We start from the raw sequence: 26,332 nt of genomic DNA, 5'->3' as shown, positions 1-26,332 counted from the left end.
TCGCACCCTCGCCGCGGTCCGGCCACCGTCGGCCCGCGGCGAGTCGGGTCCCGCTACCGCAGTTTCTCCAGGTCGAGGTCCGAGCCCACCACCAGGGTCACCACTCCCGCCGCCGCGTCCGCGGACCGCGCGGCCTTGACGTCGGGCAGCCGAGAGGCGAGGACCTTCGCCTGCCGGGCGAGGTCGGCAGGGTGGGCCACCGTGGTGGTGTCCGTGTTCTCCGGCGCGTTGCCCGTGCCGACGACGGTGAAGCCCGCCTTGCGCAGCTCCTCGGCGACAGCGGCGGCCCGCCCGGAGACCCCGGTGCCGTTGAGGACCTGGACGCGCACGTCGGAGGCGTAGATCAGCTCGTCCTTGGCCCGCGCCTGGAGCTTCTTCTTGTCGACCTCCTTGTCGTTGGCCAGGGAGGTGAACAGGTCGGCGGCCTGCGGGTACTGCCAGACGATGTTGGCCCGGTCGGCGGGGACGTCCGCCTCGCGGGGGTAGTTGGGCACGGTCAGGAAGGTCAGCCGGTCGCTCGGGATGCCCTTGAGCTGGGAGGCGAGGTCGTAGAGCGGATCGATGCCGTCGAGGTCCTCGTCCGTGGTCAGCGACTTGGTGGCGGACTGCATGAAGTCGTAGAGCGAAGTGGGGCTGGTCAGGCGGGACTTGGCCTTGGCCGCCAGCGTCTCCATGAACTCCTGCTGCCGGCCGATGCGCCCGATGTCGGACCCGTCGCCGACGGCGTAGCGGGTGCGCACATAGCCCAGTGCCGTCTCGCCGTCGACGGTCTGGCAGCCGGCCTCCATGTCGAGGAGGGCGTTGTCGTCCTTGATGGCCTGCTCGGGGCAGACCTCTATGCCGTCCAGGGCGTCGACCATTCCCTTGAAGCCCTGGAAGTCGACGGACATGAAGTTGTCGATGCGCAGACCCGTGTTGGCCTCGACCGTCCTGATCGAGCAGGCGGCCGCGCCGGCGACCTCGCCGCCCGAACCGCCGATCGCGAACGCCTCGTTGATCTTCGCCAGGTGTGGGCCCGACGTGCTGCCGTCGCCCTTCTCGCACGCCGCTATCTCGACCCAGGAGTCACGCGGGAACGACACCACGGTGGCCCACTCACGGTTCGCGGGCAGGTGCAGCACCATGAGCGTGTCGGACTGCATGGTGGTCAGGTCCTTGCCGTACTTGGCGTTGGCCCCGTCACGGCTGTCCGAGCCGACCACCATGATGTTCTTCGAACCCGGGCTCAGATTGACCGGGCGGTCCCCGCCGAGCTTGCTGTCGACGTCGGCGCCCGTGATGTTGCCGTCCAGGTCCTTGTAGATCCAGGCACCGACGCCTCCGACGCCGAGGACGAGCAGTGCCGCGCCGCCGGCGAGCCAGCTCACCGTCCGGCCCCGCCGCGTCAGGCGTGTCCCCCCGCCTCCGGCGCCCGCGCGCCGCCTACCCGTACCACTCACCGGCCTCCCCCGCCTCGGCCGCACTCGGCCGGTCGACTGCCCCCTGTACGTCCGGCGGTCGTGATCACCGAACCCGCAGGACTCTACATGCATGCAGATATACGGATCGGTGCCGCACGCGACTCACCGTTCCCCGCACGCACGAACGACACAGAGGCGTCGCAGCGTACAGAAGGACGACCGCCGTCACGTCCGAGTCGCCGCGGAACACCACCGCAACGACCGTGCCCACGGCCGCGGTTACGGACCGGTCCGGGCCGCCTTCCGACGCGGTGCGGCCGCCCGCGGAGGCCGCCATGACACGCACGGCATCCGTCGAGCGGCCTCCGCCCCGAGGACCGGACCGACGATCGCGTCCTTCCTAGTCGCGCCTGACCACGCACAGGGCCCAGATGATGAAGGCCGAGAAGGCGATCATCACGATGGACCAGACGGGGTAGTACGGCAGGGACAGGAAGTTGGCGATGATGATCAGGCCCGCGATGGCCACGCCCGCGACGCGGGCCCACAGGGACTCCTGGAAGAGGCCCAGGCTGACCAGCACGGCCACGGCGCCGAGGGCGAGGTGGACCCAGCCCCAGCCGGTGAGATCGAACTGGAAGACGTAGTCGCGGGTGGCGACGAAGACGTCGTCCTCCGCGATGGCCATGACGCCCCGGCAGATGTCGAGAACGCCCGCGATCATGAGCATGACGGCGGCGAAGGCCGTCAGTCCCTCGGCGAAGGGCCGTGACCGCTTGGCCGAGTGCATACGTCCGGTGTGTGTGGCGGTCATACCGTTGCCTCGATTCGGTGTCGTGCGATGGGTGTCGGGTCCGTCATCGGTGCCCTGCGGCGGTCGGGCCGACGCCCGTGCCCGCCGAGGCTCCGTGGCCGCTCAGGACCAGTTCCTTCGCGCGGCGGAACTCGTCGTCCGTGATGTCGCCGCGTGAACGGATCTCGGACAGCCTGGCGAGCTCGTCGACGCTGGTGGAGCGTCCTTCGCCGCCCTTGGCCGTCTGCCGGATGTAGTCGTCGAAGGCCGCCTGCTGCGCACGTGCCTGCGCCACCTCGCGGCGGCCCATGTTCTTGCCCCGGGCGACCACGTAGACGAAGACGCCCAGGAACGGCAGCAGGATCGTGAGGACCAGCCAGCCCGCCTTGGCCCAGCCGCTCATGTCGTCGTCGCGGAAGATGTCGACGACGACCCGGAAGAGCAGCACGAACCACATGATCCACAGGAACAGCAGGAGCATGGACCAGAAGATGCTCAGCAGCGGGTAGTCGTACGCGAGGTACGTCGGACCACTCATGTCTCTCCTCCGTTCCGGGCGCTCGCCCGGCAGGTGTTCTGCCGTCCTCGGCTCGCCCGCGGCACCACGGTCGGCGCCGTTCTCAGCGTGCCCACGACCACAGCCGCGCGGCCTCACCCCGGGCGGGTGAGAGCGGCGTCGGCCGGAGCCTCGTCCGGAGCGGGGTCCGCCGCCGCGGCGACGACCGCCACGAGCGCCAGTACGGCCACGACCAGGACGGCCACGAGGACGACCGCGCCGACCGTGGGGCGGTTCCAGAGCAGGAGCGCGAGCGCGCCCCCGCCCAGGACGACGCCGTTGGTCCACCGGGGGTGTTCCGCCAGGAGGCGTCCGGCCCGCCCGGTGCTCAGACCGGCGTGCCGCAGCGCCCGTCCGGCGGCCGTGGTGCCGCGCCCGGCCGTGCCCCGCACCCAACGGGCGGCCCGCCCGGGGCCGTAGAGATAGGCGGCGAGGGCGGTGGCCAGGAAGAGCACGAGCAGGGTGCGCGTGCTGTCGCGCAGGAACCGCAGGAAGGTGTCGAAGACGGCCGAGGCGGCGTCCGGCGGCAGGGTCGCGGCAGGGACGGCGTCCAGATAGACGCGGCGGACGACGGCCAGCGCGACGAGCAGCACCGCCATCATCACGCTGATGCCGAGGGAGGTGATCAGCAGCATCACGCGGTGGCCGGGCGCGGTCCACACCGCCAGGGCGGCGAAGGCGATCGTGATGACGGGCAGCCAGGTGCCGAGGATGTTCAGCAGCCGCATGGCGTCCTGGGCCTTGCCCAGTTCGTCGGTGTGGAACAGCGTGATCGTGCGGTCACTGTCGGGGATCGCGGAGGCCTTGTCGAAGCCGGCGTCCACGAGGCGTTCCTTGACCTGGTCGACGACGGCGCCCACGTCGAGCTGGATGGTGTCTCCGGTGGCACGCAGCGCGCCCTCCCGTTCGCCGGTGAGCATGTGCACCACGGCCGCGTGTGCCCGCCGGTTCGAGCCCTCCCAGACCTGCTGGAAGAACTCGCTGGTGATGACGCGGGTGACGTTGCGGTCCACGACGGTCCTGACCACGGAGCGCAGCGGGCCGTCCAGCGCGCCGGCGCCCGCCACGACCTGCGGCGGCGCGCCGTTGTCGGCGAGCACCTTGGTGAGGGCGTCCGTCACCGCCTTGACGTCCACGTTCTTGACGACCTCGTCGGTCAGCCGCTCGATCACTAGGTTCTGGACCGCCGGGTCGGACGCCAGCGGAGCGACCGTCTCGACGTACCGGTCGGTGTCGGCGACGGTGTCCTCCACCCAGGCCGCGACGACGGCCAGGGGCGCGAGCAGCAGGGTCACCACGAGCAGTACGGCGGCCCCCGCCTTGCGCAGCCGCCGGTGCCGCACCCCGGCATGCCGCCGCAACCGCTCGTACTCGTCCCGCTCCTCCGCGCTGAGCACGTGCCCACCGGACGCGACACCCTCACCGGCTCCGGTGCCGCCGCCCGGGCCGGTCTCGTCCTTCGGGTCCGTGCTGTCGGTCGGGTCGGAGTTCGGTGGTACGGAGTCGTTGCCCGGGAACATGGCTCCTCCTCGGGTGGTGGGGAGACTCAGACGGCGTCCGTGGTCCGGGCCCGGGAGCCCGTGAGGCCCGCCCGGCGTAGGGCGGCCCGCCAGGCGAGGGCGACCGTCGCCTCGGCGAGGCCCAGCAGGACGAGCCACAGGCCGAGCAGGCGGGTCAGTGCCGTGGCCGACTCGGTCGGCAGGGCCAGCACCACGATCCCCGCGACGATGCCGAGCACCGCCACGCCGAGGACGAAGCCCCGATGGGGCAGGTTCTTGGCGGCGAGGGCGGTGTGGAGTGTGAGGATGCCCGTCGCCAGCCAGACGATCCCCAGGATCAGCGAGAGCGCCGTGATGGTCTGCAGGGGGTTCCGCAGGCACAGGACGCCGGCCAGGACGTACAGCAGCGCGAGGAGCAGCCCGGACAACCGCTCGCCGGGTTCCTCCCGGGCGAAGACGTCGACGAAGCGGAACGCCCCGATCGCGAGCAGGTACAGCCCGAGCAGGACCGCGAGAACATGCAGCGTCCCGTCCGGCCAGACCAGCACGATGACGCCCGGCACGAGCGTGGCCAGCGCAGACCCGAGGATCCACTTCCAGGAGCGCCCGACCCTGCCCAGCGCCTCCGCCGGATCACCCAGCACGCCTGCGGTCTCCCGGCCGGGCGCACGGTCCCCCGGCCCGGGCCCCCGCTCGGCCCCACCGGTCCTGTGGTCGTCCGCCCCGGTACGCGGTGCCGGGCCAGGGGACTCGGTCATGGTTCCTCCAAGCGTCGTCGCGTCCTCGCGGCCCGCTTTCCGCACCGTTGGCGCACGGCGGCGCGCGGTGACCTCACCCGGCCAGCGTCCCGCCCCGCCCCGCCCGTGGGATCACCCCCGGCGGGTGATCCCCGCGCACCGCCCGGCCGAGGAGGGTGGACGGTACGCCGGTCGGCGGTTCAGGAGGTATGTGTCATGACCAGTGCGAGCGCATCCACGGCGACACCGACCGTGGCCGAGAGAGCCGCGCACGGACGGGAGGCGCGCAAGCGTGCCTCCCGGTCCTGCCACGGCTGGTTCGAGTCGGACGCGGACGCCGACCGGACCGACCCGATCGAGGTGATCGAGCGTCAGTCGGTCACCCGGCTGCCGGAGTTGGTGCCCATCCGCTACGGCCGCATGCTCGAATCCCCGTTCCGCTTCTACCGGGGCGCGGCCGCCATCATGGCGTCGGATCTCGGCCCGCTCCCCAACACCGGTCTGACGGTGCAGCTCTGCGGTGACGCCCATCTGCTCAACTTCCGGCTGCTGGCCTCGCCCGAACGCCATCTCGTCTTCGATATCAACGACTTCGACGAGACCCTGGCCGGGCCGTTCGAATGGGATGTGAAACGGCTGGCGGCCAGCTTCGTGATCGCGGCCCGCGCCAACGGCTTCCCGGCCGAGGAGCAGAACAGGGCGGTGCGGACGTGCGTGAAGACGTACCGGCGCCGCATGCGTGAGTTCGCCGGCATGCGCACCCTGGACATCTGGTACGCCCAGGACGACGCCGACCGACTGCGGGAGCTGATGGCCTCGTCGATGGACAAGGAGAGCAGGCGCCGTACGGCCGAGGCGGCAGCGAAGGCCCGTACGCGCACCCATATGCAGGCCTTCGAGAAACTGACCCGCGTCACGGCCGAGGGTCGGCTGATCGCACCCGACCCCCCGCTGATCACCCCGCTCCGGGACCTGCTGGCGGACTCCTCAGGCGAGGGCCAGGAGAAGGAGCTGCACAACGTGCTGGAGCAGTACGTACGGACCCTGTCGTCCGAACGCCGGCATCTGCTGCGCCGCTACCACGTCGTCGACATGGCCCGGAAGGTCGTGGGCGTCGGCAGCGTCGGCACGCGCTGCTGGATCGTGCTGCTGCTCGGCCGCGACGACACCGACCCGCTGCTGCTCCAGGCCAAGGAGGCGCAGGAGTCGGTCCTCTCCGCCCAGCTCGGCGGCGACAGCTACGACAACCAGGGCCGCCGGGTGGTGTCGGGGCAGCGACTGATGCAGACGACCAGCGACATCTTCCTGGGCTGGACCCATGTCGTCGGTCTGGACGGGCGCGAACGCGACTTCTACGTACGGCAGTTGCGTGACTGGAAGGGCATCGCGCGCCCGGAGACGATGGATCCGGGTCTGCTGCGGCTCTTCGCCCGGGTGTGCGGCGCCAGCCTGGCGCGGGCCCACGCCCGCTCCGGCGACCCCGTCGCCATCGCGGCGTACCTGGGCGGCAGCGATCGCTTCGACCGTGCGCTCACCGAGTTCGCGCAGTCCTACGCCGACCGGAACGACCGCGACTTCGAGGCGCTGGGCGTGGCCGCGCACACGGGCCGGGTCCACGCCGAAACGCTCTGAATCCCCCTCCCGAAGCTCCCAGCGGCAGCGGCTCCCGGCTCACCCCGGGCAGCCGCTGCCGCTCACTCCGGCAGTTGACGCATCTCCAGGACGCGCAGCCCCAGGGACTGGCAACGGGCCAGCAGCCCGTACAGATGCGCCTCGTCGACGACGTGCCCGAACAGGACGGTGTGGCCGGACATCACCACATGGTCCAGTTCGGGGAAGGCACCGGTCAGCGCCTTCGACAGCTTTCCGTCGACGCGAATCTCGTAGCGCATGAGCGGTGTGCCCCCATGGCCGGGTACGGGTGGACTGCGCTCCTTCTCTGCGATCGTCCGTCCTGGGACGCCGACCTGGCCTCACCCCGGGGAGGTGAGTCGAGGGAAACGGCGGGGCACCGGGTTCAATGCGTCAGATAGAGCTTGAACCCGATGATCAGGAGGCCGAGCAGCAGGTTCACCGAGGCCGTGATGACGACCAGACGCCACGGGGCGTGGGCCCGGCGGGCCGCCGCCACCGACCACCCCACCTGTCCCGCCACGGCGACCGCGAGCGCCAGCCAGAGGGCACCCTGCACATCGAGGCCGAGGAGCGGGCTGACCGCGACGGCGGCGGTCGGCGGGAGGGCGGCGTCGACGATCGGCCACTCCTCGCGGCAGACCTCGCTCACGATCCGGCGGTCCAGGGACCGCTGCGCCAGCCGGGTCCCGAAGAGCTGGGCGTGCACATGCGCGATCCAGAACACCAGGCCGGTGAGCAGCAGCAGAAGGGCGAGTTCCACGCGGGGGTGGGCCCCCAGGGTCCCGGCGCCGATGATCACGGAGGAGGCGAGCATCGATCCGTAGACGCCGCCGGTGTAGTCGGCACGGGCCCGACGCTGCGCACGGCGCCCGCCCCGGGTCGCGGTTTCCCCTGTCGTGGACATCCTCAACGCCTCCTCTCACCCCGCCGGGCGGCCGCCGCCACCTCAGCGTTCCGAGCGGCGCGGGGCGGCCGGGGTGCCGGTCCCGCGTGGCACGGATCGCCCCTTGCCCGGCGGCTTCGGGCGGTCGGCGGTGGCGGGCGCCGGGCCGTCCGTCCGCCCGCCCGGCAGCCGTGGTGTGACCAGGAACGCGGCGAGGGTGATGCCGCCGGTGGCGAGGATCGCCGCCTTCAGGCCGTCCAGCTGGGCCGAGGCGTAGGAGTCGGCGAGGGCGTCGACCTCGGACGGCGGGAGCCCGGCGCGCTCGGCCGCCGTACGCACCTGATCGGTGGGGACGAAGCTGATCCCGGCCTGGAGCGCGACACTCGTCTGCCGCTTGGCCTCCTGCGAGAGCGCGGGGTCGTCCTCGACCTGGGTGGTGAAGGCCTGCGCCAGGGCGCCGATGAGCAGCGATCCGATGAGCGCGGTGCCGAGGGCGGAGCCCAGGTTCTGGGCTGTGAACTGCAGACCGCCGACCTCGCTGCGCTCCTCCTCGCCCACGCTGGACTGCACCACGTTGCCCAGCTGCGAGGCGAGGAGCCCCATGCCGATGCCGAGCAGGGCCATGGCCAGCGCGAACTGGGTGTCGTCGATGACGGGGTCGATGGTGGACAACAGCCACACGATGGCCCCGGCCAGGGTCACCAGGGCCAGCCGGACGACGCGGCGCGGTCCGGCCCGTCGGCCCAGCCGGGAGGCGACCAGGGAGGCGACCAGCATGGTGATGGACACGGGGAGCAGCCGCAGTCCGGTCTGGAAGGCGTTGAAGCCCTGCACGACCTGGAGGTAGAGCGGGATGGTGAAGAACAGCCCGAGCAGGATCAGGTTCTGGCTGAGCAGGGCCAGCAGTCCCGACCGCAGCGCGGGGACGTGCAGGAGGGGCAGGTGGACCAAGGGGTCGGTGCCGTGGGCCGTGCGCCGGTGCTCCCAGCGCGCGAAGGCGGCCAGGACGATCACTCCGGCGCCGACGACGAAGAGGGTCGGTGCGAAGCCCATGACGGTGAAGGGCGGGTTGCGGGGCTGCACCCAGCCCCAGGTGCTGCTCTGCAGCACACCGAGCACGCCCAGGCCCAGGCCCGCCGCCGACAGTACGGCGCCGACGCCGTCCATCCGGGGCCGGGGCCCGGTGCGGGGCGCTTCGGTGATCACGCGGCGGAAGCACAGCACGGCCAGGACGACCACGACCTCGCCGGCGAAGACGAGCCGCCAGGTGAGATAGGTCGTCACCCAGCCGCCGAGCAGCGGGCCGACGGCGATGCCGGCCCCGGCCAGCCCGCCGATGACGCCGTAGGCGACGGCCCGGTCCCGGCCCCGGTAGGACTCGGCGACGAGGGCGGCCATGGCCGGGAGCACCATCGCGGCGCCGAGGCCCTCGATGACCGACCAGCCGAGGGCGAGGACCCAGAGGGTGGGCGCGGCGGCGGTCAGGGCCGAGCCGGTGCCGTAGACCACCAGGCCGAGGAAGAAGAGCCGACGGCGGCCGAGGATGTCGCCGAACCTGCCTCCGATGATCATGAAGGCGGCCATGACCAGCGCGTACAGCGTGATGACGGCCTGGATGGCGGTGACCTCGGTGTCGAAGTCCTCGACCAGTTGACTGATCGAGACGTTCATGACGGACGTGTCCAGCACCATCAGGAACTGCGCCGTCCCGAGCACGATCAGAGCCCGCCATCGCTTCACGGCATCCACCTCGCCGAGTAGGCCCGCGACGCCGACGGGCGCCACCCGAGCAGCGCCCGTCACGGACCGGCCGCCACCCCCATCCCAGCCCAGAAGCCCCGCCCCCGCCTCACCCGTGACGGGCGAGGCCCGCGACGACGGCAACCCACGCATCCGGCGCACCGCCGCAGAATCGGCCACGATCAGTCCTGGGGAGAATCTGGGGAGTTTCGACCGGCAGACCGATGAGACCCCGGAATGAAGGAGCGTAGTAACGAGGCGTGACGGACTCCCACGGCTCCCACATAATCGGGGCGTACGTGGCCTCAGCCAGCGCAGGCTGGTGAGCACCAGGGAGTACTTCCTCGGCCTCAGCGATCACCTCGGCTACGAGAAGCACGATGCCGCCGGCAGGGGCGGCTCCCGCCCAACGGGGGCCGGGCCAAGACCGTGCTGACCGACGTCGGGCCGGTCGGCCTTGCCGCCGCTCTCCACCCACGCGAGCGACGGGCCGCCGCGCACCCAGCTCACCGAGTCGCCCCCCTACCAGTGCGTGCGGCCGGAGGGGCAGCGGATCGTCGCGTTCCTGGCCCGTGAGTACTGACGCACGGGGCGCCGGCGGCCTCGTGGTTCGGGTTCAGAGCCACGCGGGCAGTGCCGGTACGGATCCGCCGTCGGCGTGCAGAGGGCCTGGTACGGGCCGGCCGGTGGCGTAGGCGGCGAGGCTGGGGAGGTCGGCGGTCACCGAGACCGTCTCCGCTGTGCCGGGCACGCCCAGGAGCCAGGTACGACCGCCGTCCTCGCCCCGTAGCCCGACAGGAGGAATGTCCGTGCGGGTCCGGAAGCCGGCGGCGACATCGTCCAGGAGTGCCGCGCACACCTCACGGGGGACGGCGTCGAAGCCCGTTCCGGTGCCCAGGTCGACGGCGTGGACCCAGACCTCTCGCACCCGCATCCACGGGATCTCCCGGACCGGCACCTCGCGTCCCCTCGCGGTCCGGACCGTCGCCTCCCAGCACGTGTCGGGCAACGCGTCGAGTTCCCAGGCCAATCGGCCGACGGCCTGGAGCAGGTCCGCGCGCAGTGCGGCGGCCGGGCGACGGGCCCCCTCCTCGATCTCGCCGGCACGCTGGTCGGGGCCGGCGTACATCGGCGTCTCGACACCCGTCCGAGCCCAGTTCAGGAGATTGAGCAGCGCGTCCGCGTTGCGGGCCAGGTGCGCGACGATGTGCGCCCGGCTCCAGCCCGGCAGGTACGAAGGGCGGACGAGGCTCGCGTCGGTCATCAGGTGCACGGCGGCCTCGAAAGCGGCCGTACCCTTCGCCAGCCACTCCAGCATCGCGTCCGGCCGGCCGCTCACCGCACTTCCCTGCGGCAGGTGTTGCGGCACTCACCGATTCCCTCGATCCGGGTGACGAGCACGGAACCGTCCTGCAGGTAACGGGCCGGCTTGCGGGCGTGCCCGACACCGCCCGGGGTGCCCGTCGCGATCACGTCGCCGGGGGCGAGGGTGACGATCTCGGACACGTAGGCGACCAGGGTGGCGGGGTCGAAGACGAGGTCACCCGTGTCGGCCTTCTGAACCGTGTCGCCGTCGACCTCGCAGGCCAGGCCCAGTCCCCCGGCGGCCACGGCGGGATCGTCGGCGGTGACCAGCCACGGCCCGACGGGTGTCGTGTCCTCGAAGGTCTTGCCCTGATGCCACTGGGGGGTGCGGAACTGCCAGTCCCGGGCAGTGACGTCGTTGAGCACCGTGTATCCGGCGATCGCGGCGCGCGCCTGCTCCGGGTCCGCGTGCCGGACCTCGGTCCCGATCACGACGGCGAGTTCGGCCTCCCAGTCCATCTGCGTGGCCGTGGCGGGCAGGATCACCTCGTCGTGGGCGCCGACCAGCGCCCGTGCGTACTTGGAGAACAGCGTGGGGTACCGGGGCAGTTCCCGGCCCATCTCCAGGATGTGGTTGCGGTAGTTGAGGCCGACGCAGACGACCTTCTCCGGCTTCACGACCACCGGGGCGTAGTCCAGGGGGCCTTCGTAGCGATCGCCGTCGGCGTTCGCGGCCGCCGTGGACCAGTCGGGGCGGCGCAGGAAGTCGACCAGGTCGCTCTCGCCCAGGTCCACCGCGGTGTCCCCGTCGACGCGGACGGCGCGGGTGGTGCCGTCGATCCTGATGGTGGCCAGCTTCACTTCTGTTCTCCTCGGTAGGTGCGGGCGAGGCCCAGGGCCTCGTAGACGGGCTCGTCGCTGAAGCGGAAGAGGTCCACCTGGGTGTGGGCGGTGAGAGTGACCTCGCACCAGGACGGGACGGCGAACAGGTCGCCCTTGGCGACGTCGAAGACCCGGTCGCCGATGCGGGCGGTCGCCTCGCCGTGGAAGACCTGCCAGACCGCCGAGCCGACCGTGCGCACCGGAGCGGTCCGCGTCCCCGCCCGCAGTCGGCGCATCTCGGTGCGGATCGTGACCAGGGCGTCCCCGCCGGTGGTGGGGTTGGAGAAACGGACACCGGCGTGCCCCGGCTCGATCACACCGACGGCTCCTTCGGACTCGAGCTCCAGCTGCGCGGTGAGCGCGGCGTCGGTGTGTTCCCAGCGGTAGGCGGCCAACGGGGAGTTGCGCCGGTCGGGTTGGCTGATGGGACGCAGGCCCGGGTGGGCCCACAGACGCTCACCGCGCGAACGCTCGGGCGTGGCCCGGGTGGACAGGTCGTCGGGGCCGAACTCGAAGAATCCGGCGTCCAGTTGGGAGACCAGGGGGATGTCCAGGCCGTCGATCCAGGCCATCGGCCGGTCAGTGACGTTCTGGTGCTCGTGGAAGGCCCAGCTCGGGGTCAGCAGCAGGTCGCCGCGACGCATCGCCACCGCGTCCCCGTCGACGTTCGTCCACACACCCTCGCCGTCCACGACGAACCGGAAGGCCCCCTGACTGTGCCGGTGCGAGGGGGCGACCTCGCGCGGTCCCAGGTACTGGATCGCGGCCCACAGGGTGGGGGTCGCGTACGGCAGCCCGGGCAGTCCCGGATTGGACAGCGCCATCGCCCGGCGCTCACCGCCCCGTCCCACGGGCACCAGTTGCCCGGAGCGCTCCGCGATCGGCAACAGCCGTGCCCACGGCCACAGGTGCGGGACCGCGGCCGGCTGTGGCGAGGCCGGCATGAGGTCGTCGCGCTGGTTCCACAGGGGTATCAGTCCCGCGTCCTCGAAATCTGCATACAGATCATCGAGATCCTTACGCTGGATCAGCTCGTCTGCTGTGTCGGTCACCGCAACCTCCAGGGCACGCACGAAGGCGCCCGTCCAAAGTGTGCACAGTTATGGATTACGTCGACAGTACCCACGCATTCCCCTGGTTGGAATGACTTGCGGATAGGATTCCGCTGTGCAGAATTCACAGGGCTCATCCCCCTCGTATCCGGTGAGCGCAGCGGGCAACGCCCTGCGTGCCGTCCGACTCCTCCACGAGCACGGTGAGCTGCGCGTCATGGACGTCGCCGACCGGCTCGGCGTCGCGCGGTCGACGGCCCACCGGATCCTGGCGATGCTCGTGTTCGAGGGGTTCGCGGAACAGGACCGTCACAAGGCCTACCGACCGGGGCCCGCCCTGCGGGCGATCAGCGGCAGCCGGGCCGCCCCGCCTCCCGACCTGATCACCCTTGCCCGCCCCCACCTGCAGCGTCTGTCGGACACGGTCCGCGAGACCACCCACCTGATCGTGCTGGAGGGCAACGGAGCCCGGTTCCTGGACGGAGTCGAAGGTCCGCAGGCGCTGCGCGTCGGCTACCGCACGGGCGCGCTCCTGCCCGCCCATGTGACCTCGGGCGGCAAGGCACTGCTCGCCGAGCTGCCGCCGGAGCGACTCCGGGCGCTCTACCCCAACGGACTGCCCGAGCAAGGGGCCAGGACACCGGAGGGCGTCGAGCGCCTGGTGGCCGAGCTGACGACGATCCGCCGCACCGGCTGGGCCCTCAACCTCCAGGAGAGCGAGCGGGGTGTGAACGCGGTCGGTGTGTGCGTCCGCGACCGTACGGGTGCGGCCGTGGCCGCCGTCGCGGTGGCGGCACCGTCCGCCCGCTGTCCAAGGAGCCGACTGACGGAACTGGCCCAACCGCTGCGGTCGGTGGCGCGGGACATCAGCGGGGAACTGTGACCGTCGAGGAGTGAGGGAGCGTCAGGACTGACCGTTGCCCGCCAGCCCCAGGGCTGTGCGAGTGGCCGCGGGTTCGTACTCGGGGGCGATGTCCGCCAGCACACTCAGGGCGGTGCGTGCCAGATGGCGGGCGACCACGCGGGCGGCTTCGGCCGGGTCGCTCAGGCGCAACGCCTCGAGAAGCGCCTCGTGCTCCGCGTACGCCTTGCCCCACGAGGCGGGCGCGCCCAGCTGAGCCAGGCGGATGTAGCGCTCGCTGTGTTCTCCGAGCGAGGCGATCATGCGCTGCAGCTGGGGTCCCACCGCCTGGGTGGCGATGCTGTGGAACTCGTGGTGAGCCGCGTGCCACTCGTCCGGATGGTCGTCGACCGTCAACGTCTTCATCCGCTGCAGGGCGTCGCTCATGCGCTCCGCGTCGACAGCCGTGAACGACTTGGCGGTCATGCTGACAGCGAGCGTCTCGAGCATGATCCGGGCCCCGTAGACGGCGTCCAGGTCCTCGGGGTCCACCGACCGCACCCGCGCGCGCTGGTCGGGCCGCGCGTCGATGAGCCCCTCTTCCTGCAGCAGCCGGAACGCCTCGCGCATGGGGGTACGGCTGACGCCCAGCTTCCGGGCCATCTCGGCCTGGAGCAGGGCCGACCCCGGTGGCAGTTCCCCGCTCAGGATCATGGCGCGCAGGCGGCCGTGGACGTCGAGAGCGAGTCGGCGGCCGCCCGCGGGGGCCGCGGGGCTCTCGCCCGGCGGCAGGGACTCGGCCCGCACCTCGCCCCCGTCGTCAACCGGCCGCTGCTCCTGGCGGGACTCGCTTCTGCTCCTACTCACGCCGGAGATACTACCCAGGTGTATGCAGCCGACACCGGGCTCCCTCCCAACTCCACTGTGGAAACGCCGTGCCCGTCCCCGGTCGGCCTCAGAAAACACACGACTGTATCCACCTGGAGGGGGCCGTCGGCCACACGATCTGCGTCAGCGTTCTTGACCGGGCCCGATCAGGGAGGTGAGCGCGCAGGCGGGTCGCCAGCCAGGGGTGAAGCGACGGCGCAGGTCGGCCACCGCTTCCATGCCGCGCACTGTCACCTCGGGTGAGGTCGAGAGGCCGGCGGGCCCTAGGAGGCCGGGCACAGCCGCCCGGGCTGCTGCGGCGAGCATGCCGTGCCGCAGCAGGGCCGCCTCGACACCTGGTGCGCCGGAGGCAAGCAGTTCCTCGGTGCTCCTGCGGCAGACCTCGACGTAGGCACGGGTGTGCCATGCCTTCGCGGTCTCGCGTGGGGCCACCACCACGTTGGTGATGAGGTCGGGTACGACCTGAAGGTGGCCGCCGACGCGGGGAAAGCCCTGCTCGGCGGCGAGGACGTCGAACGGGGGATGGAGTGTGGTGCCGTCCACGGCGTCCGACAGCAGGGCCTTGAACCTCTGTGCGGTACCGCCCACGGGGACGAGTCGGTCGTCGGTCACCGGCGAGGCGGCGATGTCGGTGAGCACGGCGCGCAGCACGAACGCGAAGGCGCTGTGCGCGTTGTCGACGGCCCACCGGCCTGTCGCGAGGGGGACCCCGCGACGCCGGTGGACGGCGAGTTCGCCGATGCCCTCGGCCCGGACGGCCACCGGGTCCCTCGTCAGCAATCCGCGCAGCAGGTGGTCGGGTGAGGTGTGCATGAGGTCGTAGTCGCCGTCGTTCCAGCCCGTCAGCTGCCGGTCGGAGGAGACCACCTGCACGAGGTTCACCTCCAGCCCGGCCTGCCGGAAGTACCCGGAATCGACGGCGTGGTGAAGATGCACGACGCCGGCTCCGGGGAAGACGCCCACGGTGAGCTGCCGGGAGGGGTGGGCGGGCGGGTGCGGCGTACTCGGCGCGGGAAGCATGAAGAACTCTCCGTACTCGGCGGGTGGATGGTTCCAGGCGGTCACGCGACCGAGGTCAGGCGGGCTTCTCTTCCTGGTTGGTGATGAAGTCGGCCGGCATCTCGGGGCTCCAGACCGCGGCCGGGCAGTCCCAGTCGTTCGGCTGCCAGTCCTCGGTGATGCGGTCCATGTCCCCGGAGTACTCGATCCAGCTGCCCCAGGGGTCCTGGATGTAGTGGAAGAGGTTCGAGCCGAGGGTGTGCCTGCCCAGACCCCAGCCCTTCGCATAGCCCACGGAGGCCATGTTCCGCGCGCCCATGGCGATCTGGTCGATGTCGGCGACCATCCAGCTGGAGTGGTGCAGGCCGGGGTGTGTTCCCGGGACGAACCCGAAGACATGGTGGTCACCGGGCCCCGAGTTCATGAAGACGGGCCCGCCGTTGATGATGCGGTCCGACAGACGCAGCCCGAGCGCGCGGGTGTAGAAGGCCTCGGACGCGCTCACGTCGGAGCTGAAGATCAGCATGTGTCCGAGCCGCTGCGGACGGGGCTTCTCACCCGAGGTCACCCAACGGGCCTGGTCGATCCGACGGATCCTGTCGCCGACGTTGGCGTCCCGGACGTCCGTGGTTCCGAATTCGCGCCAGCGGGCGATCCCCTCGTCCCGGAGGTTGACCAGGTTCCCCTCATGGTCGCGGAACCACAGGCCGCCGGGCACCTCGGCCGGCGCGTCCAGGAGCCTCAGGCCCAGGCCCTCCAGGTGGCGCTGCCACTCGCGCAGCGAACCCGGCTCCACGGCGAAAGCCACGTGGTGCAGCCGCTTGACCGGCCCCTCCGTCAGCACCGTCTGGTCCTGCTCCCGGCCGTCGCAGCGGACCACCACCGCGTTGCCCCGCTCCGCCGCCTCCAGTCCGAACGCGCCGTAGAAGTCCGCGCCCGTGTCGAGCGACGGCACCTGGAGTCCGTAGTGCAAGAGACCTTTGACACGCAACATGTGCACTCCTCATTGTTCTGGTGACCCGCATCCCGCACAGGCACTCCAATAAGTGTGTACACCTGAGCCGGCTGGGCGTCCAGGTATCCAGCGAAAGATTTTCCACCCCGAGGCCCGGACCAGGGATATTGAACTCCCAAGCCCACACCCCTCGCCCCAACTGGCATCGAACCCGCACTCGCCACGGGTGACCATGCATCCGAAAGTCCACCCTTCCTCTCTCAATGTGTATCCACTATGGTTCAGGAGCTTCTTGAGAGAGCCGCATGCCGGAGGGAACATGACACCGTCTGAATGGTCACTGGTGCAGTACCGGGTCGACGACTCGGAGAAAGTCACGGTCGGTGCGTACACCGACGGGGTGGTGGTCCAGGGCCCGCCCGTGACCGAGGGCCTCACGCTGATGGAGGTGCTGGCCCGATGGGAGACGCTCGCCCCGCTGATCCGTGACTGGACGCCGACAACGTCCGACACCGTCGCGGATGCAAGGCTCGCTCCGCCGCTGACGTATCCCGGCAAGGTGCTCTGCGCGGGCGCCAACTACTGGGACCACATCGCGGAGATGGGCTGCGAACGCCCCGACGAGCTGGGCGAGCCGTTTTTCTTCCTCAAGCCTCCGACGACCACTGTGACAGGCCCCGGGGACCCGGTGCCGCTGCCCGGCTACCCGGGTGCACGCGTGGACTGGGAGGCCGAACTCGGCGTGGTCGTCGGCCGCGGCGGCCGTGACCTCACGCCCGAGCGGGCCATGGAGCACGCGGCCGGCTACCTGGTGGCCAACGACATCTCCGCCCGGGACCGGCTCAGGTCCGACAAGCCGGTCGCCGAGCCGTTCACGTTCGACTGGGTCGGCCACAAGGGGCAGGACGGCTTCTGCCCGCTCGGCCCCGGGCTGGTGCCGGCCTGGCAGATCGCCGACCCGCAGGATCTGCGGATCCAGCTCAGCGTCAACGGGGTGCTCAAGCAGGACTCCTCCACCGCCCAGATGATGGTGAAGATCCCCGAGGTGATAGCGGCGGCCAGCCGTATCACCCGGCTGGAACCCGGGGACGTCATCCTCACCGGTACGCCGGCCGGCTGCGGTGTACCACGCGGGGAGTTCCTGGCTCCCGGGGACGACATAGTCATCGAGATCGAGCGGATCGGTCGCCTGGAGAACAGGGTGGTGGCGTCATGAGCGACACGGTGCCACTCTCCGAGCTCGGCTGGTCGCAGGCACTGCCGGTCTCCGCGACGATGCGAGCCATGCTGTTCCGCCGGTTCGGACCGCCCGAGGTCCTGGAGCAGGCCACGGTGGAGACCCCGAACCCCGGCCCCGGAGAGGTCCTCGTCCAGGTCGCCGCGGTCGGTATCGGACGACTGCTCGACCTGACGGCCCGTGCCGGCAACCATCCGTACGTCAGGATCGATCCGCCCCACATCCTGGGCGCCGACCACGCCGGCACCGTCGCCGCTCTGGGCGAGGGCGTGGACTCGGTGCGCGTGGGCGACCGCGTGGCGGTGATACCTCCGGTCGCCTGCGGCAGGTGTTCCTACTGCGCCGAGGGCCGCGAGGAAGTCTGCGACGGTCTGACCCTCATAGGCAACCACCGCCCCGGCGCATACGCGCAGTACTGCGCGGTGCCGGCCCGCAACGTCCACAGGGTTCCGGACGGCATCCCGGCCGCAATGGCCGCCTCCCTCGCACTCCTCGGAGCCGTCGCCGCCAACCAGATGACCCAGGCAGGGCTCCGCCCCGGACACTGGGTGCTCGTCCAGGGCGCGTCCTCCGCACTCGGCTCCACCACGGCCGCCTACGCCCAGCATCTGGGCGCGAAGATCATCTCGACCTCCCGTTCCGCCGACAAGCGCACGGCCATGGCCGCCGCGGGAGCCGACCTCGTGCTCGACACCAACGCGCCGGACTTCGTAAAGCGCGTACGCGAGGCCACCGGGGGTCGCGGGGTCGACATCGCCGTCGACAACCTCGGCGACCCGGACGTCTGGGACGCCACCGTCGACTCGCTGGCCCGCGGCGGCGCGGTGGTCACCTCGGGCGCCTTCCTCGGCGGCAAGGTGGGAATCGATCTGCGGCGCGTGTACTCCGACTGCCACCGCATCATCGGGGTCCGCACGGGCAACCCGGCGGCGGTGGCGGAACTGTGGAAGCAGGTGGAGAACGGCTTCCGGGCCGTGGTCGACCGCACGTTCCCCATCGCTCGCGCAGCCGACGCCCACCGTTACATGGAGGACGACAACAGCCTCGGGCGGGTGGCGCTCACCGTACGCCCGGAAGACTGGGACGCGTAACAGCGCTGGGCCGCACGGCGAGGGGCGCCTGCACCGGACTCACGCCCGGTAGGCGCCCTGAGGCCGATCCAACCAGCCCTCTCGCGCCCTCTGCGGATCGTGACCGCCGGGTGTGGTGCGCGGCGCCATGACCGCCGCCGACTCGCGGGGGGGGCGTTCGTGCGCATGCCCGGACTCGTGTGTCAGCGGCCGAAGGCCCGCCACCACGACGAGAGGAACCGCTACGGCCACCGTGGCGCAGCAGCCGCACGGGAGCTGGGCACGTCGAACCCGCGCGGACTGTTTCTGCGCGTCCTGGAGGCCACACGCCGGCACGTGTGACTGGCGGTCCTCGACCGTCCCGGACGCCTTCGTCGTCGCACGGATCTCCTAGGCGAGAGCGGTCGACCGGAAGACGGCCGCCTCCGCACGCGTCCGCCATCGGCCGGGCACCGCCGGCCGACACCGCGGTTCCGACGCTATTCCGTAGGACCTCCACACACATCAATTGTGCATACACATTGATTCGCGACGCGCCGCAGTAGACATGGGCATACACACGCACAGCCTCTACTCTCCCCCTCTTTCTGCGCAAGGAACCTTTACAGCCGCCCATCAGTGTGCACACTTAGCGATACGAGTCGAGCCGCAGTCGATACAGTCCGGCCATCTCCAGCAACCTCGCTGATGGGCTGCGCATGCCTTCAGCCTCCGCGCACAAGCCCTGACATCGCTCCGATCGGCCCGAGGCTGCCCCCGAGGGGGTACGCACGCCGTCTCCGACGGGCGAAACAACCCATACCCGCACGCCACGTGGAAGGATTGCCATGCTCGAAGACAGTCACGGAGGAAGTCGCGGCCAGGCCGTCTGGCCTCCGGTGACCCTGCTGGTCCTCGCGATCTGCGGGCTCGCCATCACCGCCGACGGATACGACGTCGTGATCTACGGCGCTGTCATCCCGTCCCTGCTGCACGAAGGCGGGTGGGGCCTGACCCCCGCCGGTGCCGGGCTGATCGGTTCGGTCGCTCTGATCGGCATGCTCATCGGGGCCACGACGGTCGGCACGCTCACCGATGTACTGGGCCGACGCAGGATGCTGATCGCCTGTCTGACCTGGTTCTCGGTGATGACAGGCCTGTGCGCGACCGCGACATCCCCGGAACTGTTCGGGCTCTTCCGGTTCCTCGCAGGCCTCGGGCTCGGTGGCGTACTGCCGACCGCCAGTGCCCTCAGCGGAGAGTACTCGCACCCGAAAACGCGCAACCTGGTATTCGCGATCATCTTCAGCGGCTTTCCCGTGGGCGGCATCATCGCCGCTCTGGTGGGCATGTCGGTGATCCCCCGGTTCGGCTGGCAGGCGATGTTCCTGCTCGGGCTCCTCCCGCTGATCCTCATCGTGCCCGTGGCCCTGAAGTTCCTGCCCGAGTCGATCGCCTTCCTCCAGGCGAAGGGCCGATACGCCGAGGCGGACAGGACAGCTCGCCGCTGGAACATCAGGCTCGAGGACGCACCGCAGGAAGCAACCGCGCCGACCCAGTCGCCGGCCGCGACCGACCCGGACAGCACGTCGCCCGTGAAGGCCCTGTTCTCGCGCGACTACATCGTGGCGACGCTCTGCTTCCTGGCCATGTCGTGCCTGTGCCTGTTCATGATCTACGGGTACAACACCTGGCTCCCGGAGATCATGCGCCGGGCCGGCTACTCCTCCGGGTCGGCACTTGGCTTCCTGCTCATGTTCAACCTCGGAGCTGTCGTCGGCCAGCTCCTCATCTCCACGGCCGCCGACCGACTCGGCTCGAAGCCGGTCATCGTCACGACGTCCCTCCTGGCCGGCGCGGCGTTGATCCTCCTCAGCCTGCGACTGCCCACGGCGCTGCTGTACGCGGCCGTCGCGCTGGGGGGTGTCGGCGCGATGGGAACGCAGACGTTCGTCCTCGCCTACGTCTCCAAGCACTACCCGGTACGGATGGGCGCCACGGCGCTGGGGTGGGCGCTGGGCTTCGGCCGCCTCGGCTCGATGCTCGCACCACCACTGCTCGGACTCATCATCGGGGCGGGACTGGCGTACCAGTGGAACTTCTACGCCCTCGCGGTACCCGGCCTCATCGGTGCAGCACTGATCGGACTGGTTCCCCGCGCTCCTGGCGATGCAGCGCCGGTGGGACGCTCGAGCACAGAGGGGACCGCGCGCTCCTTGCCGGAGCCGACCTGATCCACGCCGGGTCCTCGACTCGGACGGGGCACTCGAACCGAGTGCCCCGTCGGAGCCTTCGCCGTGGAACCCCCGACCTGATCACCGGCTGGTCTCTCATGCTCCCGTGCCGAAGGACGGCACGGGGGCCACAACAGGTGCCGACGGTCCGATGACGGTCTCAATCCGCTGCCTCGGCACCATTGCCGCTGGTGCGATGACCACGCGTCACCATGGACTATTCCGGCCGCGTGCCGGGGGCACGACTCGTGCTCTCGGCGGCGGGCAGCATGGTGTACACCGTCGCGGAACCGGCACACCCCAGCAGGCGCTCCGCGTCCGACGCGCGCAGTGCCACGACGAACGCCTCCGGACCGGCGGGTCCGGTGTCGACGAGTACCACGTCGTCGAACCGTTCCGGTGGCCGTTCGTCGCCGCCCTCAGCCGTGAAGCCGGCTACCAGAGTGATCCGGGATCCGCGGCGAAGGAGGCCAGGGGCCCGGCTCGGTGATTGTGCGGAGGCAGTCGACGCGGTGTTGAGCCTCGGCCTGCCATTCCCCAGGCGGCTCCGGCGACGCTGCCCCTCGGTGCGCCGACCGGGGTGGTGCAGCGCCGTGAGTAGTCATGGTTCGTGGCATCGATGGCGAGGGGCCCGGTGCCGTGCTGGTCGGTGACCAGGTAGTTCAGCTCGTTGCTGCCGTTCGCCCGCAGGTGCGGTTCTTCGTTGTCAGGATCTTCGCGTCGAGCCGCTCAGCGTAGTGCCCGTCGAGGCCCGGCGACGCGCACGACTCAGTGATCCAGCAGGTCGCGGAAGCCGATGAGCAGGGCGCGCAGGCCGAGGTCGAAGGCCAGGGTGGCGCGGCTGCGGTCGGCGGGGGTCTGGTCGAGTACGGCGCTGAGGTGCGGAGTCGCGTCGCGGGCGACGTCGGAGACCATCACGGGCGGCGCCACCAGATCGAGGGCGGAGCCGAGCACGAAGCTCTCCAGTGCGGTGATCAGCGGCATGACCTGATGCGCGGCGAAGCCCGCGTCCAGGAGCAGCTTCGCGACCTTCTCGTACATCACGTGCATGAAGGGTTCGGCCAGCGGGGCGGTGGCGAGCAGGGGAACCGCCCCCGGGTGGGCGGCGAAGGCGTCCAGATAGGAGCGGGCCCAGCCCTCCAGGACCTTCTCCCAGGGCTGCGACCAGTCCTGGTCGTCTCCGGTCGCCAGGGCGAGCTCCTCGCGCATCAGCGAGATGATCTCGTCGCGGCCGGCGACGTGGTGGTAGAGCGCGGACGGGGCGACACCCAGCGCTTTGGCCAGGGCCGGGATGGAGAAGGCGCCCTTCTCGTCGGCCAGGCGCAGTGCCGCGGCACCGATGCGCCGGCGGTCCAGCAGGGGTGTGCGCGGCCGTCCCACGGTGGCTCCTCGGAGAAATTGTCTTCGTTTGCCGTAACCCAGACGTTACCGAATGGCATTCAGTAAAACTCTTCCCAGTCGCCCGGACGGCGCCTACATTACCGGAAACCGAACACCTTTCAGTTAGGTGGTCGGCCGAAGGAAAGGCACCGCCACACGCCATGCACGCCGACATCGTCTTCACCGGAGGGACCGTCCGGACCGGGGCCCCGGACGGCTCCGTCCACGGCGCCCTTGCCGTCACAGGCGGCCGGATCACCGCCCTCGGCGCACAGGCGCTGGACGCCCGGGGACCGCGTACCACCGTCGTCGACCTGGCCGGCGGGGCCCTGCTGCCCGCGTTCGGCGACGGACATGCGCACCCGGTGATGGGAGGGCTGGGTCTGGCGGGCGTGCCGGTCCGGGAGCGCGGAAGCGTCGAGGAGATCGTCGAGACCGTACGAGGCTGGGCCGCCGAACACCCGGAGACGGAGTGGATCACCGGTGACGGCTTCGACCCGTGGCTCGCCCCCGACGGCAGATTCGACGCCCGGTGGCTGGACGCCGCCGTACCCGACCGTCCCGTCGTCCTGCGCACCATGGACCACCACACCGCCTGGGTGAACAGCGAGGCCCTGCGCCGGGCCGGTTACACAGCCGGCACCCCCGATCCGGCGGGCGGGGAGATCCTGCGCCGCGGCGGATCCGCCGAACCGCTGGGCACCCTGCGCGAGTTCGGCGCCCTCGGCCCGGTGCTCGCCCTCATTCCCACGGCGTCCCACGAGGCACAGGTGGCGGCCCTGCGCGAAGCCGCCACCCGGTTCGCCGCGGCCGGCGTGACCTGGGTGCAGGACGCCTGGGTCGAACCGCACCAGGCCGACGTCTGGGTCACCGCCGCGACCACCGGACCAGGGCTTCCCCTGCGCGCCGACCTCGCCTTCGTCCTGGAACCCGACAGCTGGCGCGAGCGCGTCCTCCGGTTCACCACGGACCGGGACAAGGTGGAGAGTTCCGCTCCCGGGCTGCTGACCGCACGGAGCGTGAAGTTCTTCGCCGACGGCGTCATCGAGGCGGGCACCGCCGCCCTCCTCGAGCCCTACACCGACTGCCCGCACTCGCACGGCATCGCCAATTGGTCCCACGAGGAGCTGGCCGAGGCCGTCACCGCCGTCGACGCGCTCGGCTTCCGCGCGCACCTGCACGCCATCGGCGACGGCGGGGTCCGGATGGCTCTGGACGCGATCGAGGCGGCCGCCCGCGCCAACGGCGCTCGCGACCGCCGTCCGGTCATCGCCCACGCCCAGCTGATCGCCCCCGGCGACCTGGCCCGGTTCGCCGCCCTCGGCGTGGTCGCCAACCTCCAGCCGCTGTGGGCCCAGCCCGACCCCCTGATGACCGAGCTGACCCTGCCGCGGATCGGCCCGGAACGCGGCGCGCGGCAGTACCAGATCGCCGCCCTGCTCGCCTCCGGCGCCCGGCTCTCGTTCGGCAGCGACTGGCCGGTCACCGCCCATGAACCACTGCGGGGCATCGCCACCGCGGTCACCCGCCAGACGCCCGAGGGAGTTCCCGAGGGCGGCTGGCTCCCCGAGGAGCGGATAGACATCGACACCGCTCTCGCCGCCTACTCCGCGGGATGCGCCCACCAGGCGTTCGAGGAGAAGGAATGGGGCGCGCTGCGTCCCGGAATGCGCGCCGACCTGGTGCATCTCGCCGCCGACCCGGCCGGGACCGCCCCCGCTGACCTCGCGCATCTCCCCGTCCTGGGCACCTGGCTCGCCGGCCGGCGCACCCACGACGCCACCACCCCCCGCAGCACGCGTGCCGGGCGACGATAGACCTACGTCGCGTCACGACCGGTCTGCGTCTCCTGGACGTTCCACCCCTCCTCGACACACACCACGCGGAGACTTCCATGACCGAGCCCCTCGTCCCCACCGCTCCCCAGCAGTCCCCACCGGCCGTCGGCGCCGATCCGGGCCACCTCCAGCGCGGCAGCCTCGGCGTCGCCGACATCGTCTTCTTCGTCGTCGCCGCGGCCGCCCCGCTCACCGTGATGGCCGGCGTGGCGCCCCTCGCCATCCTCTTCGGCGGCATCGGCGCCCCGGTCGCCTATCTCGCCGTCGGCGTGGTGCTGGTCCTCTTCGCGGTCGGCTTCACCGCGATGACGCCGTACATCCGCAACGCCGGCGCCTTCTACTCGTACATCGCCCGAGGTCTCGGACGTCCGGCGGGGCTGGGGGCGGCGTTCCTCGCGGTGTTCTCGTACAACTCCCTGCAGATCGGCATGTTCGGCGCCTTCGGCTTCTTCGCCGCCACCACCGCGAACGACCTACTCGGCGTCGACCTGCCGTGGCCGGTGTACGCCTTCGCCGGGATCGCCGTCGTCTGGTTCCTGGGCTTCCGCTCCATCAACCTCGGTGCCAAGGTCCTGGCCGCCCTGCTGATCGCGGAGACCGCCATCCTGGTGCTGCTCGCCGGCGCGGTCCTGGTCAAGGGCGGCGCGAGCGGGCTGACCTTCGACTCCTTCGTCCCCTCGAACGTCTTCGTCTCCGGGATGAGCGGACCGCTCGGTCTCGCTGTCGCCGCGTTCATCGGCTTCGAGGCCACCGCCATCTACCGCGAGGAGGCCCGTCACCCCGACCGCACCGTGCCCCGCGCCACCTACCTCGCGATCGGCTTCCTCGGCCTCTTCTACGCCTTCATCAGCTGGATCATCGTGCAGGCGTTCGGCAGCGACCAGGCCGTCGGCGCCGCCGCGAAGAACCCGGCGGAGATGTTCTTCACCGCCATGACCCAGTACGTCGGCGGCTGGGCGACCGACGTCCAGCGCGTCCTGATCGTCACCAGCGTGCTCGCCGCCCTGCTCGCCTTCCACAACGCCATCACCCGCTACGTCTACGCCCTGTCCGTCGAGAGTGTCGCCCCCGCGGCCCTGGGCCGGGTGCACCCCAGGCACGGCTCGCCGTGGGTGGCCGGTGTCGCCCAGAGCATCCTGGCGGCCGTGGTCGTCGCCGTCTTCGCCGTGATCGGCGTCGACCCCTACACCAAGTTCTTCCTGTGGGTGAACACTCCCGGTGTGGTCGGCATCCTCGTGCTGCAGGCAGTGGCGGCCTTCGCGGTGGTCGCGTTCTTCCGCCGCAACTCCGCCGAGCACGGCGAGGGACCGCTTCGTACCCTTCTCGCGCCCGCCGCGGCCGGCGTCCTCCTCACCGCCGTCACCGTGCTGGTCTGCAAGCGTCTGGACTTGTTCACCGGCGCCGGCCCGACCGTCAACTGGTCGCTGGTCGCGCTCACACCGGCGGTGTTCCTGTCCGGCGTGGCTCTCGCCGCACGCATCCGCCGCACCCGGCCCGATGTCTACGGCAAGCTGGCCACCACCGACGTCGACGCCGCCTGACGTGCGCACAGCGGCGGTCCCGGCTTCCGGCCGCAGGCCGGAACACGGGACCGCCCCGACCGCCGCTGTGCGCACGTGGCCCATCGACTTGCCGCCCTGGCCGCCGTGACGCGCCCCGGCATCCAGCGCTCCTGGGCCGAACTGCGTCCCGACCGCCCCGACGCGCACACCCTGTTCGCCTGGGGAGTCATGGCGCGCGGCACCCACGCGCCCTTGCACCACGACGAGTTCGAACAGGCCGCCCGGGCCTGCACGGCGGCGGCCCGCCTGGATCCCTACGACCCCAACCCGTGGGTGGTGCGCCTCGGGCTGCTCCGCCGGTGGGGCAGGCCACGCACGGAGGTCTTCCCCGTATGGCGGGAGATCGTCGCGAGAGATCCTGGCACCGCGAAGCCCACCTGCAGATGTACGGCTGTCTCTACACCCCGGGAATGCGGATCCCTCGCCCAGTCCATGGACTTCGTCGACCAGGTCAGGGCCACGGCACCGCCCACTGCACCGACAGCCGGCCTCCCGCTGCTGCCGTTGATCGACCGCTACCACACCGCCCGGTCCAAAGGCGGTGTCCAGGCACTCATGGCCGACCGTCTGTGGAGCGGGTACGAAGCCACCCAGATCCTGGAACCGGCACAGGCCGCCTGGCCCGAGGCGGGCCACCTGCCGTACGCGGCGGCCGTCGCCGACCTCAACCTGCTGGCCTACGCCCTCTACGCCGCCGGAGAGCCGGCCCGCGCCGTCCCGGCCTTCCGCGCCATCGCCGGCCTCGTCACCCCCTTCCCCTGGGGACACGACGGCCGCGACCCGGTCCTGGCCTTCACCACCGCCCGGCGACGAGCCGACGCAAGCCCTTGATCAAGCAGCAGCCGAGCCGCACCGGTCGTCGCCGCT

Annotated in this window: 25 protein-coding genes; 9 read left to right on the top strand and 16 right to left on the bottom strand. The window is 71.1% G+C overall.

Annotated elements, in window-relative coordinates; genetic code table 11:
• Positions 1-53: 53 nt before the first annotated feature.
• From HW837_RS36785 to HW837_RS36765, 5 genes are all read right to left on the bottom strand, one after another.
• Entirely contained in the window at positions 54-1,439 is a 1,386-nt protein-coding gene (locus tag HW837_RS36785; RefSeq protein ID WP_435002961.1) for an LCP family protein, read from the bottom strand.
• Between the two features lie 361 nt (positions 1,440-1,800).
• A complete protein-coding gene (locus tag HW837_RS36780; RefSeq protein WP_045560460.1) occupies positions 1,801-2,214 on the bottom strand; it encodes a DUF7144 family membrane protein in 414 nt (137 codons plus the stop codon).
• 43 nt (positions 2,215-2,257) lie between these two features.
• Entirely contained in the window at positions 2,258-2,731 is a 474-nt protein-coding gene (locus HW837_RS36775) for an SHOCT domain-containing protein (protein ID WP_045560459.1), read from the bottom strand.
• A 113-nt stretch (positions 2,732-2,844) separates the two neighbouring features.
• Positions 2,845-4,269 (bottom strand): hypothetical protein, encoded by a 1,425-nt coding sequence (locus tag HW837_RS36770; protein ID WP_237270531.1) that lies wholly within the window; start codon positions 4,267-4,269, stop codon positions 2,845-2,847.
• A gap of 26 nt (positions 4,270-4,295) precedes the next feature.
• Complete coding sequence (locus HW837_RS36765) at positions 4,296-5,006, bottom strand: HdeD family acid-resistance protein (RefSeq protein ID WP_045560458.1); 711 nt, start codon at positions 5,004-5,006, stop codon at positions 4,296-4,298.
• 195 nt (positions 5,007-5,201) lie between these two features.
• Here HW837_RS36765 and HW837_RS36760 point away from each other — a divergent pair, with 195 nt between their 5' ends.
• Positions 5,202-6,617, top strand: a complete 1,416-nt coding sequence (locus HW837_RS36760) for a DUF2252 domain-containing protein (RefSeq protein WP_045560457.1) — start codon at positions 5,202-5,204, stop codon at positions 6,615-6,617.
• A 62-nt stretch (positions 6,618-6,679) separates the two neighbouring features.
• Here the strand turns inward: HW837_RS36760 and HW837_RS36755 are convergent, their stop codons facing one another.
• The 3 genes from HW837_RS36755 to HW837_RS36745 form a co-directional block, all read right to left on the bottom strand.
• Positions 6,680-6,877, bottom strand: coding sequence for a hypothetical protein (locus tag HW837_RS36755; RefSeq protein ID WP_045560456.1), 198 nt, complete (start codon positions 6,875-6,877; stop codon positions 6,680-6,682).
• A 125-nt stretch (positions 6,878-7,002) separates the two neighbouring features.
• Positions 7,003-7,524 carry a hypothetical protein gene (locus HW837_RS36750; protein WP_193381215.1) on the bottom strand — a complete coding sequence of 174 codons (522 nt, stop codon included), beginning with the start codon at positions 7,522-7,524 and terminating at the stop codon, positions 7,003-7,005.
• Between the two features lie 42 nt (positions 7,525-7,566).
• A complete protein-coding gene (locus HW837_RS36745) occupies positions 7,567-9,243 on the bottom strand; it encodes an MFS transporter (RefSeq protein WP_045560551.1) in 1,677 nt (558 codons plus the stop codon).
• A 457-nt stretch (positions 9,244-9,700) separates the two neighbouring features.
• Between HW837_RS36745 and HW837_RS49740 the strand changes: the two genes are divergently transcribed.
• Positions 9,701-9,826 carry a hypothetical protein gene (locus HW837_RS49740; RefSeq protein ID WP_269153767.1) on the top strand — a complete coding sequence of 42 codons (126 nt, stop codon included), beginning with the start codon at positions 9,701-9,703 and terminating at the stop codon, positions 9,824-9,826.
• Between the two features lie 33 nt (positions 9,827-9,859).
• On the opposite strand, the gene HW837_RS36740 is transcribed toward HW837_RS49740, so the two are convergent.
• From HW837_RS36740 to HW837_RS36730, 3 genes are read right to left on the bottom strand one after another with little or no spacing between them, the layout of a single operon-like run.
• Positions 9,860-10,582: a maleylpyruvate isomerase family mycothiol-dependent enzyme gene (locus tag HW837_RS36740; RefSeq protein ID WP_193381214.1), complete on the bottom strand. Its 723-nt coding sequence runs from the start codon at positions 10,580-10,582 to the stop codon at positions 9,860-9,862.
• Positions 10,579-11,409, bottom strand: coding sequence for a fumarylacetoacetate hydrolase family protein (locus HW837_RS36735; protein WP_045560454.1), 831 nt, complete (start codon positions 11,407-11,409; stop codon positions 10,579-10,581). Before HW837_RS36735 ends, HW837_RS36740 begins: the two co-directional genes overlap by 4 nt.
• Entirely contained in the window at positions 11,406-12,482 is a 1,077-nt protein-coding gene (locus HW837_RS36730) for a cupin domain-containing protein (protein WP_045560453.1), read from the bottom strand. The genes HW837_RS36735 and HW837_RS36730 overlap by 4 nt, the downstream gene beginning before the upstream one ends.
• 115 nt (positions 12,483-12,597) lie before the next feature.
• Between HW837_RS36730 and HW837_RS36725 the strand changes: the two genes are divergently transcribed.
• On the top strand, positions 12,598-13,365 hold the full coding sequence (locus HW837_RS36725; protein WP_045560452.1) for an IclR family transcriptional regulator: 768 nt from the start codon (positions 12,598-12,600) through the stop codon (positions 13,363-13,365).
• A gap of 21 nt (positions 13,366-13,386) precedes the next feature.
• Here HW837_RS36725 and HW837_RS36720 read toward each other — a convergent pair whose 3' ends face one another.
• The 3 genes from HW837_RS36720 to HW837_RS36710 all read right to left on the bottom strand — a co-directional run bounded on the left by HW837_RS36720 (position 13,387) and on the right by HW837_RS36710 (position 16,204).
• On the bottom strand, positions 13,387-14,190 hold the full coding sequence (locus tag HW837_RS36720) for a GntR family transcriptional regulator (protein WP_052683046.1): 804 nt from the start codon (positions 14,188-14,190) through the stop codon (positions 13,387-13,389).
• A 144-nt stretch (positions 14,191-14,334) separates the two neighbouring features.
• On the bottom strand, positions 14,335-15,276 hold the full coding sequence (locus HW837_RS36715) for an ABC transporter substrate-binding protein (protein WP_045560451.1): 942 nt from the start codon (positions 15,274-15,276) through the stop codon (positions 14,335-14,337).
• 10 nt (positions 15,277-15,286) lie between these two features.
• On the bottom strand, positions 15,287-16,204 hold the full coding sequence (locus HW837_RS36710; protein WP_045560450.1) for a VOC family protein: 918 nt from the start codon (positions 16,202-16,204) through the stop codon (positions 15,287-15,289).
• Positions 16,205-16,484: 280 nt separating this feature from the next.
• Between HW837_RS36710 and HW837_RS36705 the strand changes: the two genes are divergently transcribed.
• The 3 genes from HW837_RS36705 to HW837_RS36695 all read left to right on the top strand — a co-directional run bounded on the left by HW837_RS36705 (position 16,485) and on the right by HW837_RS36695 (position 20,685).
• Positions 16,485-17,381: a fumarylacetoacetate hydrolase family protein gene (locus HW837_RS36705; protein WP_045560449.1), complete on the top strand. Its 897-nt coding sequence runs from the start codon at positions 16,485-16,487 to the stop codon at positions 17,379-17,381.
• On the top strand, positions 17,378-18,493 hold the full coding sequence (locus tag HW837_RS36700; protein ID WP_193381213.1) for an alcohol dehydrogenase catalytic domain-containing protein: 1,116 nt from the start codon (positions 17,378-17,380) through the stop codon (positions 18,491-18,493). Before HW837_RS36705 ends, HW837_RS36700 begins: the two co-directional genes overlap by 4 nt.
• A gap of 806 nt (positions 18,494-19,299) precedes the next feature.
• Entirely contained in the window at positions 19,300-20,685 is a 1,386-nt protein-coding gene (locus tag HW837_RS36695) for an MFS transporter (RefSeq protein WP_045560446.1), read from the top strand.
• 217 nt (positions 20,686-20,902) lie between these two features.
• Here the strand turns inward: HW837_RS36695 and HW837_RS36690 are convergent, their stop codons facing one another.
• Positions 20,903-21,067 carry a hypothetical protein gene (locus tag HW837_RS36690; RefSeq protein ID WP_177262112.1) on the bottom strand — a complete coding sequence of 55 codons (165 nt, stop codon included), beginning with the start codon at positions 21,065-21,067 and terminating at the stop codon, positions 20,903-20,905.
• A gap of 386 nt (positions 21,068-21,453) precedes the next feature.
• Entirely contained in the window at positions 21,454-22,065 is a 612-nt protein-coding gene (locus tag HW837_RS36685) for a TetR/AcrR family transcriptional regulator (RefSeq protein WP_045560445.1), read from the bottom strand.
• A gap of 161 nt (positions 22,066-22,226) precedes the next feature.
• Between HW837_RS36685 and HW837_RS36680 the strand changes: the two genes are divergently transcribed.
• From HW837_RS36680 to HW837_RS36670, 3 genes are all read left to right on the top strand, one after another.
• Positions 22,227-23,882 (top strand): amidohydrolase, encoded by a 1,656-nt coding sequence (locus HW837_RS36680; RefSeq protein ID WP_045560444.1) that lies wholly within the window; start codon positions 22,227-22,229, stop codon positions 23,880-23,882.
• A 77-nt stretch (positions 23,883-23,959) separates the two neighbouring features.
• Positions 23,960-25,444 (top strand): APC family permease, encoded by a 1,485-nt coding sequence (locus tag HW837_RS36675; protein ID WP_193381212.1) that lies wholly within the window; start codon positions 23,960-23,962, stop codon positions 25,442-25,444.
• A 75-nt stretch (positions 25,445-25,519) separates the two neighbouring features.
• On the top strand, positions 25,520-26,296 hold the full coding sequence (locus tag HW837_RS36670) for a hypothetical protein (RefSeq protein WP_193381211.1): 777 nt from the start codon (positions 25,520-25,522) through the stop codon (positions 26,294-26,296).
• Positions 26,297-26,332: the final 36 nt, after the last annotated feature.

Source organism: Streptomyces caniscabiei (assembly GCF_014930365.1).
GTDB lineage: Bacteria > Actinomycetota > Actinomycetes > Streptomycetales > Streptomycetaceae > Streptomyces > Streptomyces caniscabiei.
Note: the sequence above shows the minus strand (reverse complement) of the source record. Positions and strands in the feature narration are given on the sequence as shown.

What these genes read in the sequence shown, in the direction of transcription:
- HW837_RS36695 (WP_045560446.1), top strand. Translation starts at nt 19,300, where the DNA reads ATGCTCGAAGACAGTCACGGAGGAAGTCGCGGCCAGGCCGTCTGGCCT.
- HW837_RS36770 (WP_237270531.1), bottom strand. Translation starts at nt 4,269, where the DNA reads ATGTTCCCGGGCAACGACTCCGTACCACCGAACTCCGACCCGACCGAC.
- HW837_RS36675 (WP_193381212.1), top strand. Translation starts at nt 23,960, where the DNA reads ATGACCGAGCCCCTCGTCCCCACCGCTCCCCAGCAGTCCCCACCGGCC.
- HW837_RS36775 (WP_045560459.1), bottom strand. Translation starts at nt 2,731, where the DNA reads ATGAGTGGTCCGACGTACCTCGCGTACGACTACCCGCTGCTGAGCATC.
- HW837_RS36760 (WP_045560457.1), top strand. Translation starts at nt 5,202, where the DNA reads ATGACCAGTGCGAGCGCATCCACGGCGACACCGACCGTGGCCGAGAGA.
- HW837_RS36780 (WP_045560460.1), bottom strand. Translation starts at nt 2,214, where the DNA reads ATGACCGCCACACACACCGGACGTATGCACTCGGCCAAGCGGTCACGG.
- HW837_RS36765 (WP_045560458.1), bottom strand. Translation starts at nt 5,006, where the DNA reads ATGACCGAGTCCCCTGGCCCGGCACCGCGTACCGGGGCGGACGACCAC.
- HW837_RS36680 (WP_045560444.1), top strand. Translation starts at nt 22,227, where the DNA reads ATGCACGCCGACATCGTCTTCACCGGAGGGACCGTCCGGACCGGGGCC.
- HW837_RS36700 (WP_193381213.1), top strand. Translation starts at nt 17,378, where the DNA reads ATGAGCGACACGGTGCCACTCTCCGAGCTCGGCTGGTCGCAGGCACTG.
- HW837_RS36710 (WP_045560450.1), bottom strand. Translation starts at nt 16,204, where the DNA reads ATGTTGCGTGTCAAAGGTCTCTTGCACTACGGACTCCAGGTGCCGTCG.
- HW837_RS36705 (WP_045560449.1), top strand. Translation starts at nt 16,485, where the DNA reads ATGACACCGTCTGAATGGTCACTGGTGCAGTACCGGGTCGACGACTCG.
- HW837_RS36750 (WP_193381215.1), bottom strand. Translation starts at nt 7,524, where the DNA reads ATGTCCACGACAGGGGAAACCGCGACCCGGGGCGGGCGCCGTGCGCAG.
- HW837_RS36755 (WP_045560456.1), bottom strand. Translation starts at nt 6,877, where the DNA reads ATGCGCTACGAGATTCGCGTCGACGGAAAGCTGTCGAAGGCGCTGACC.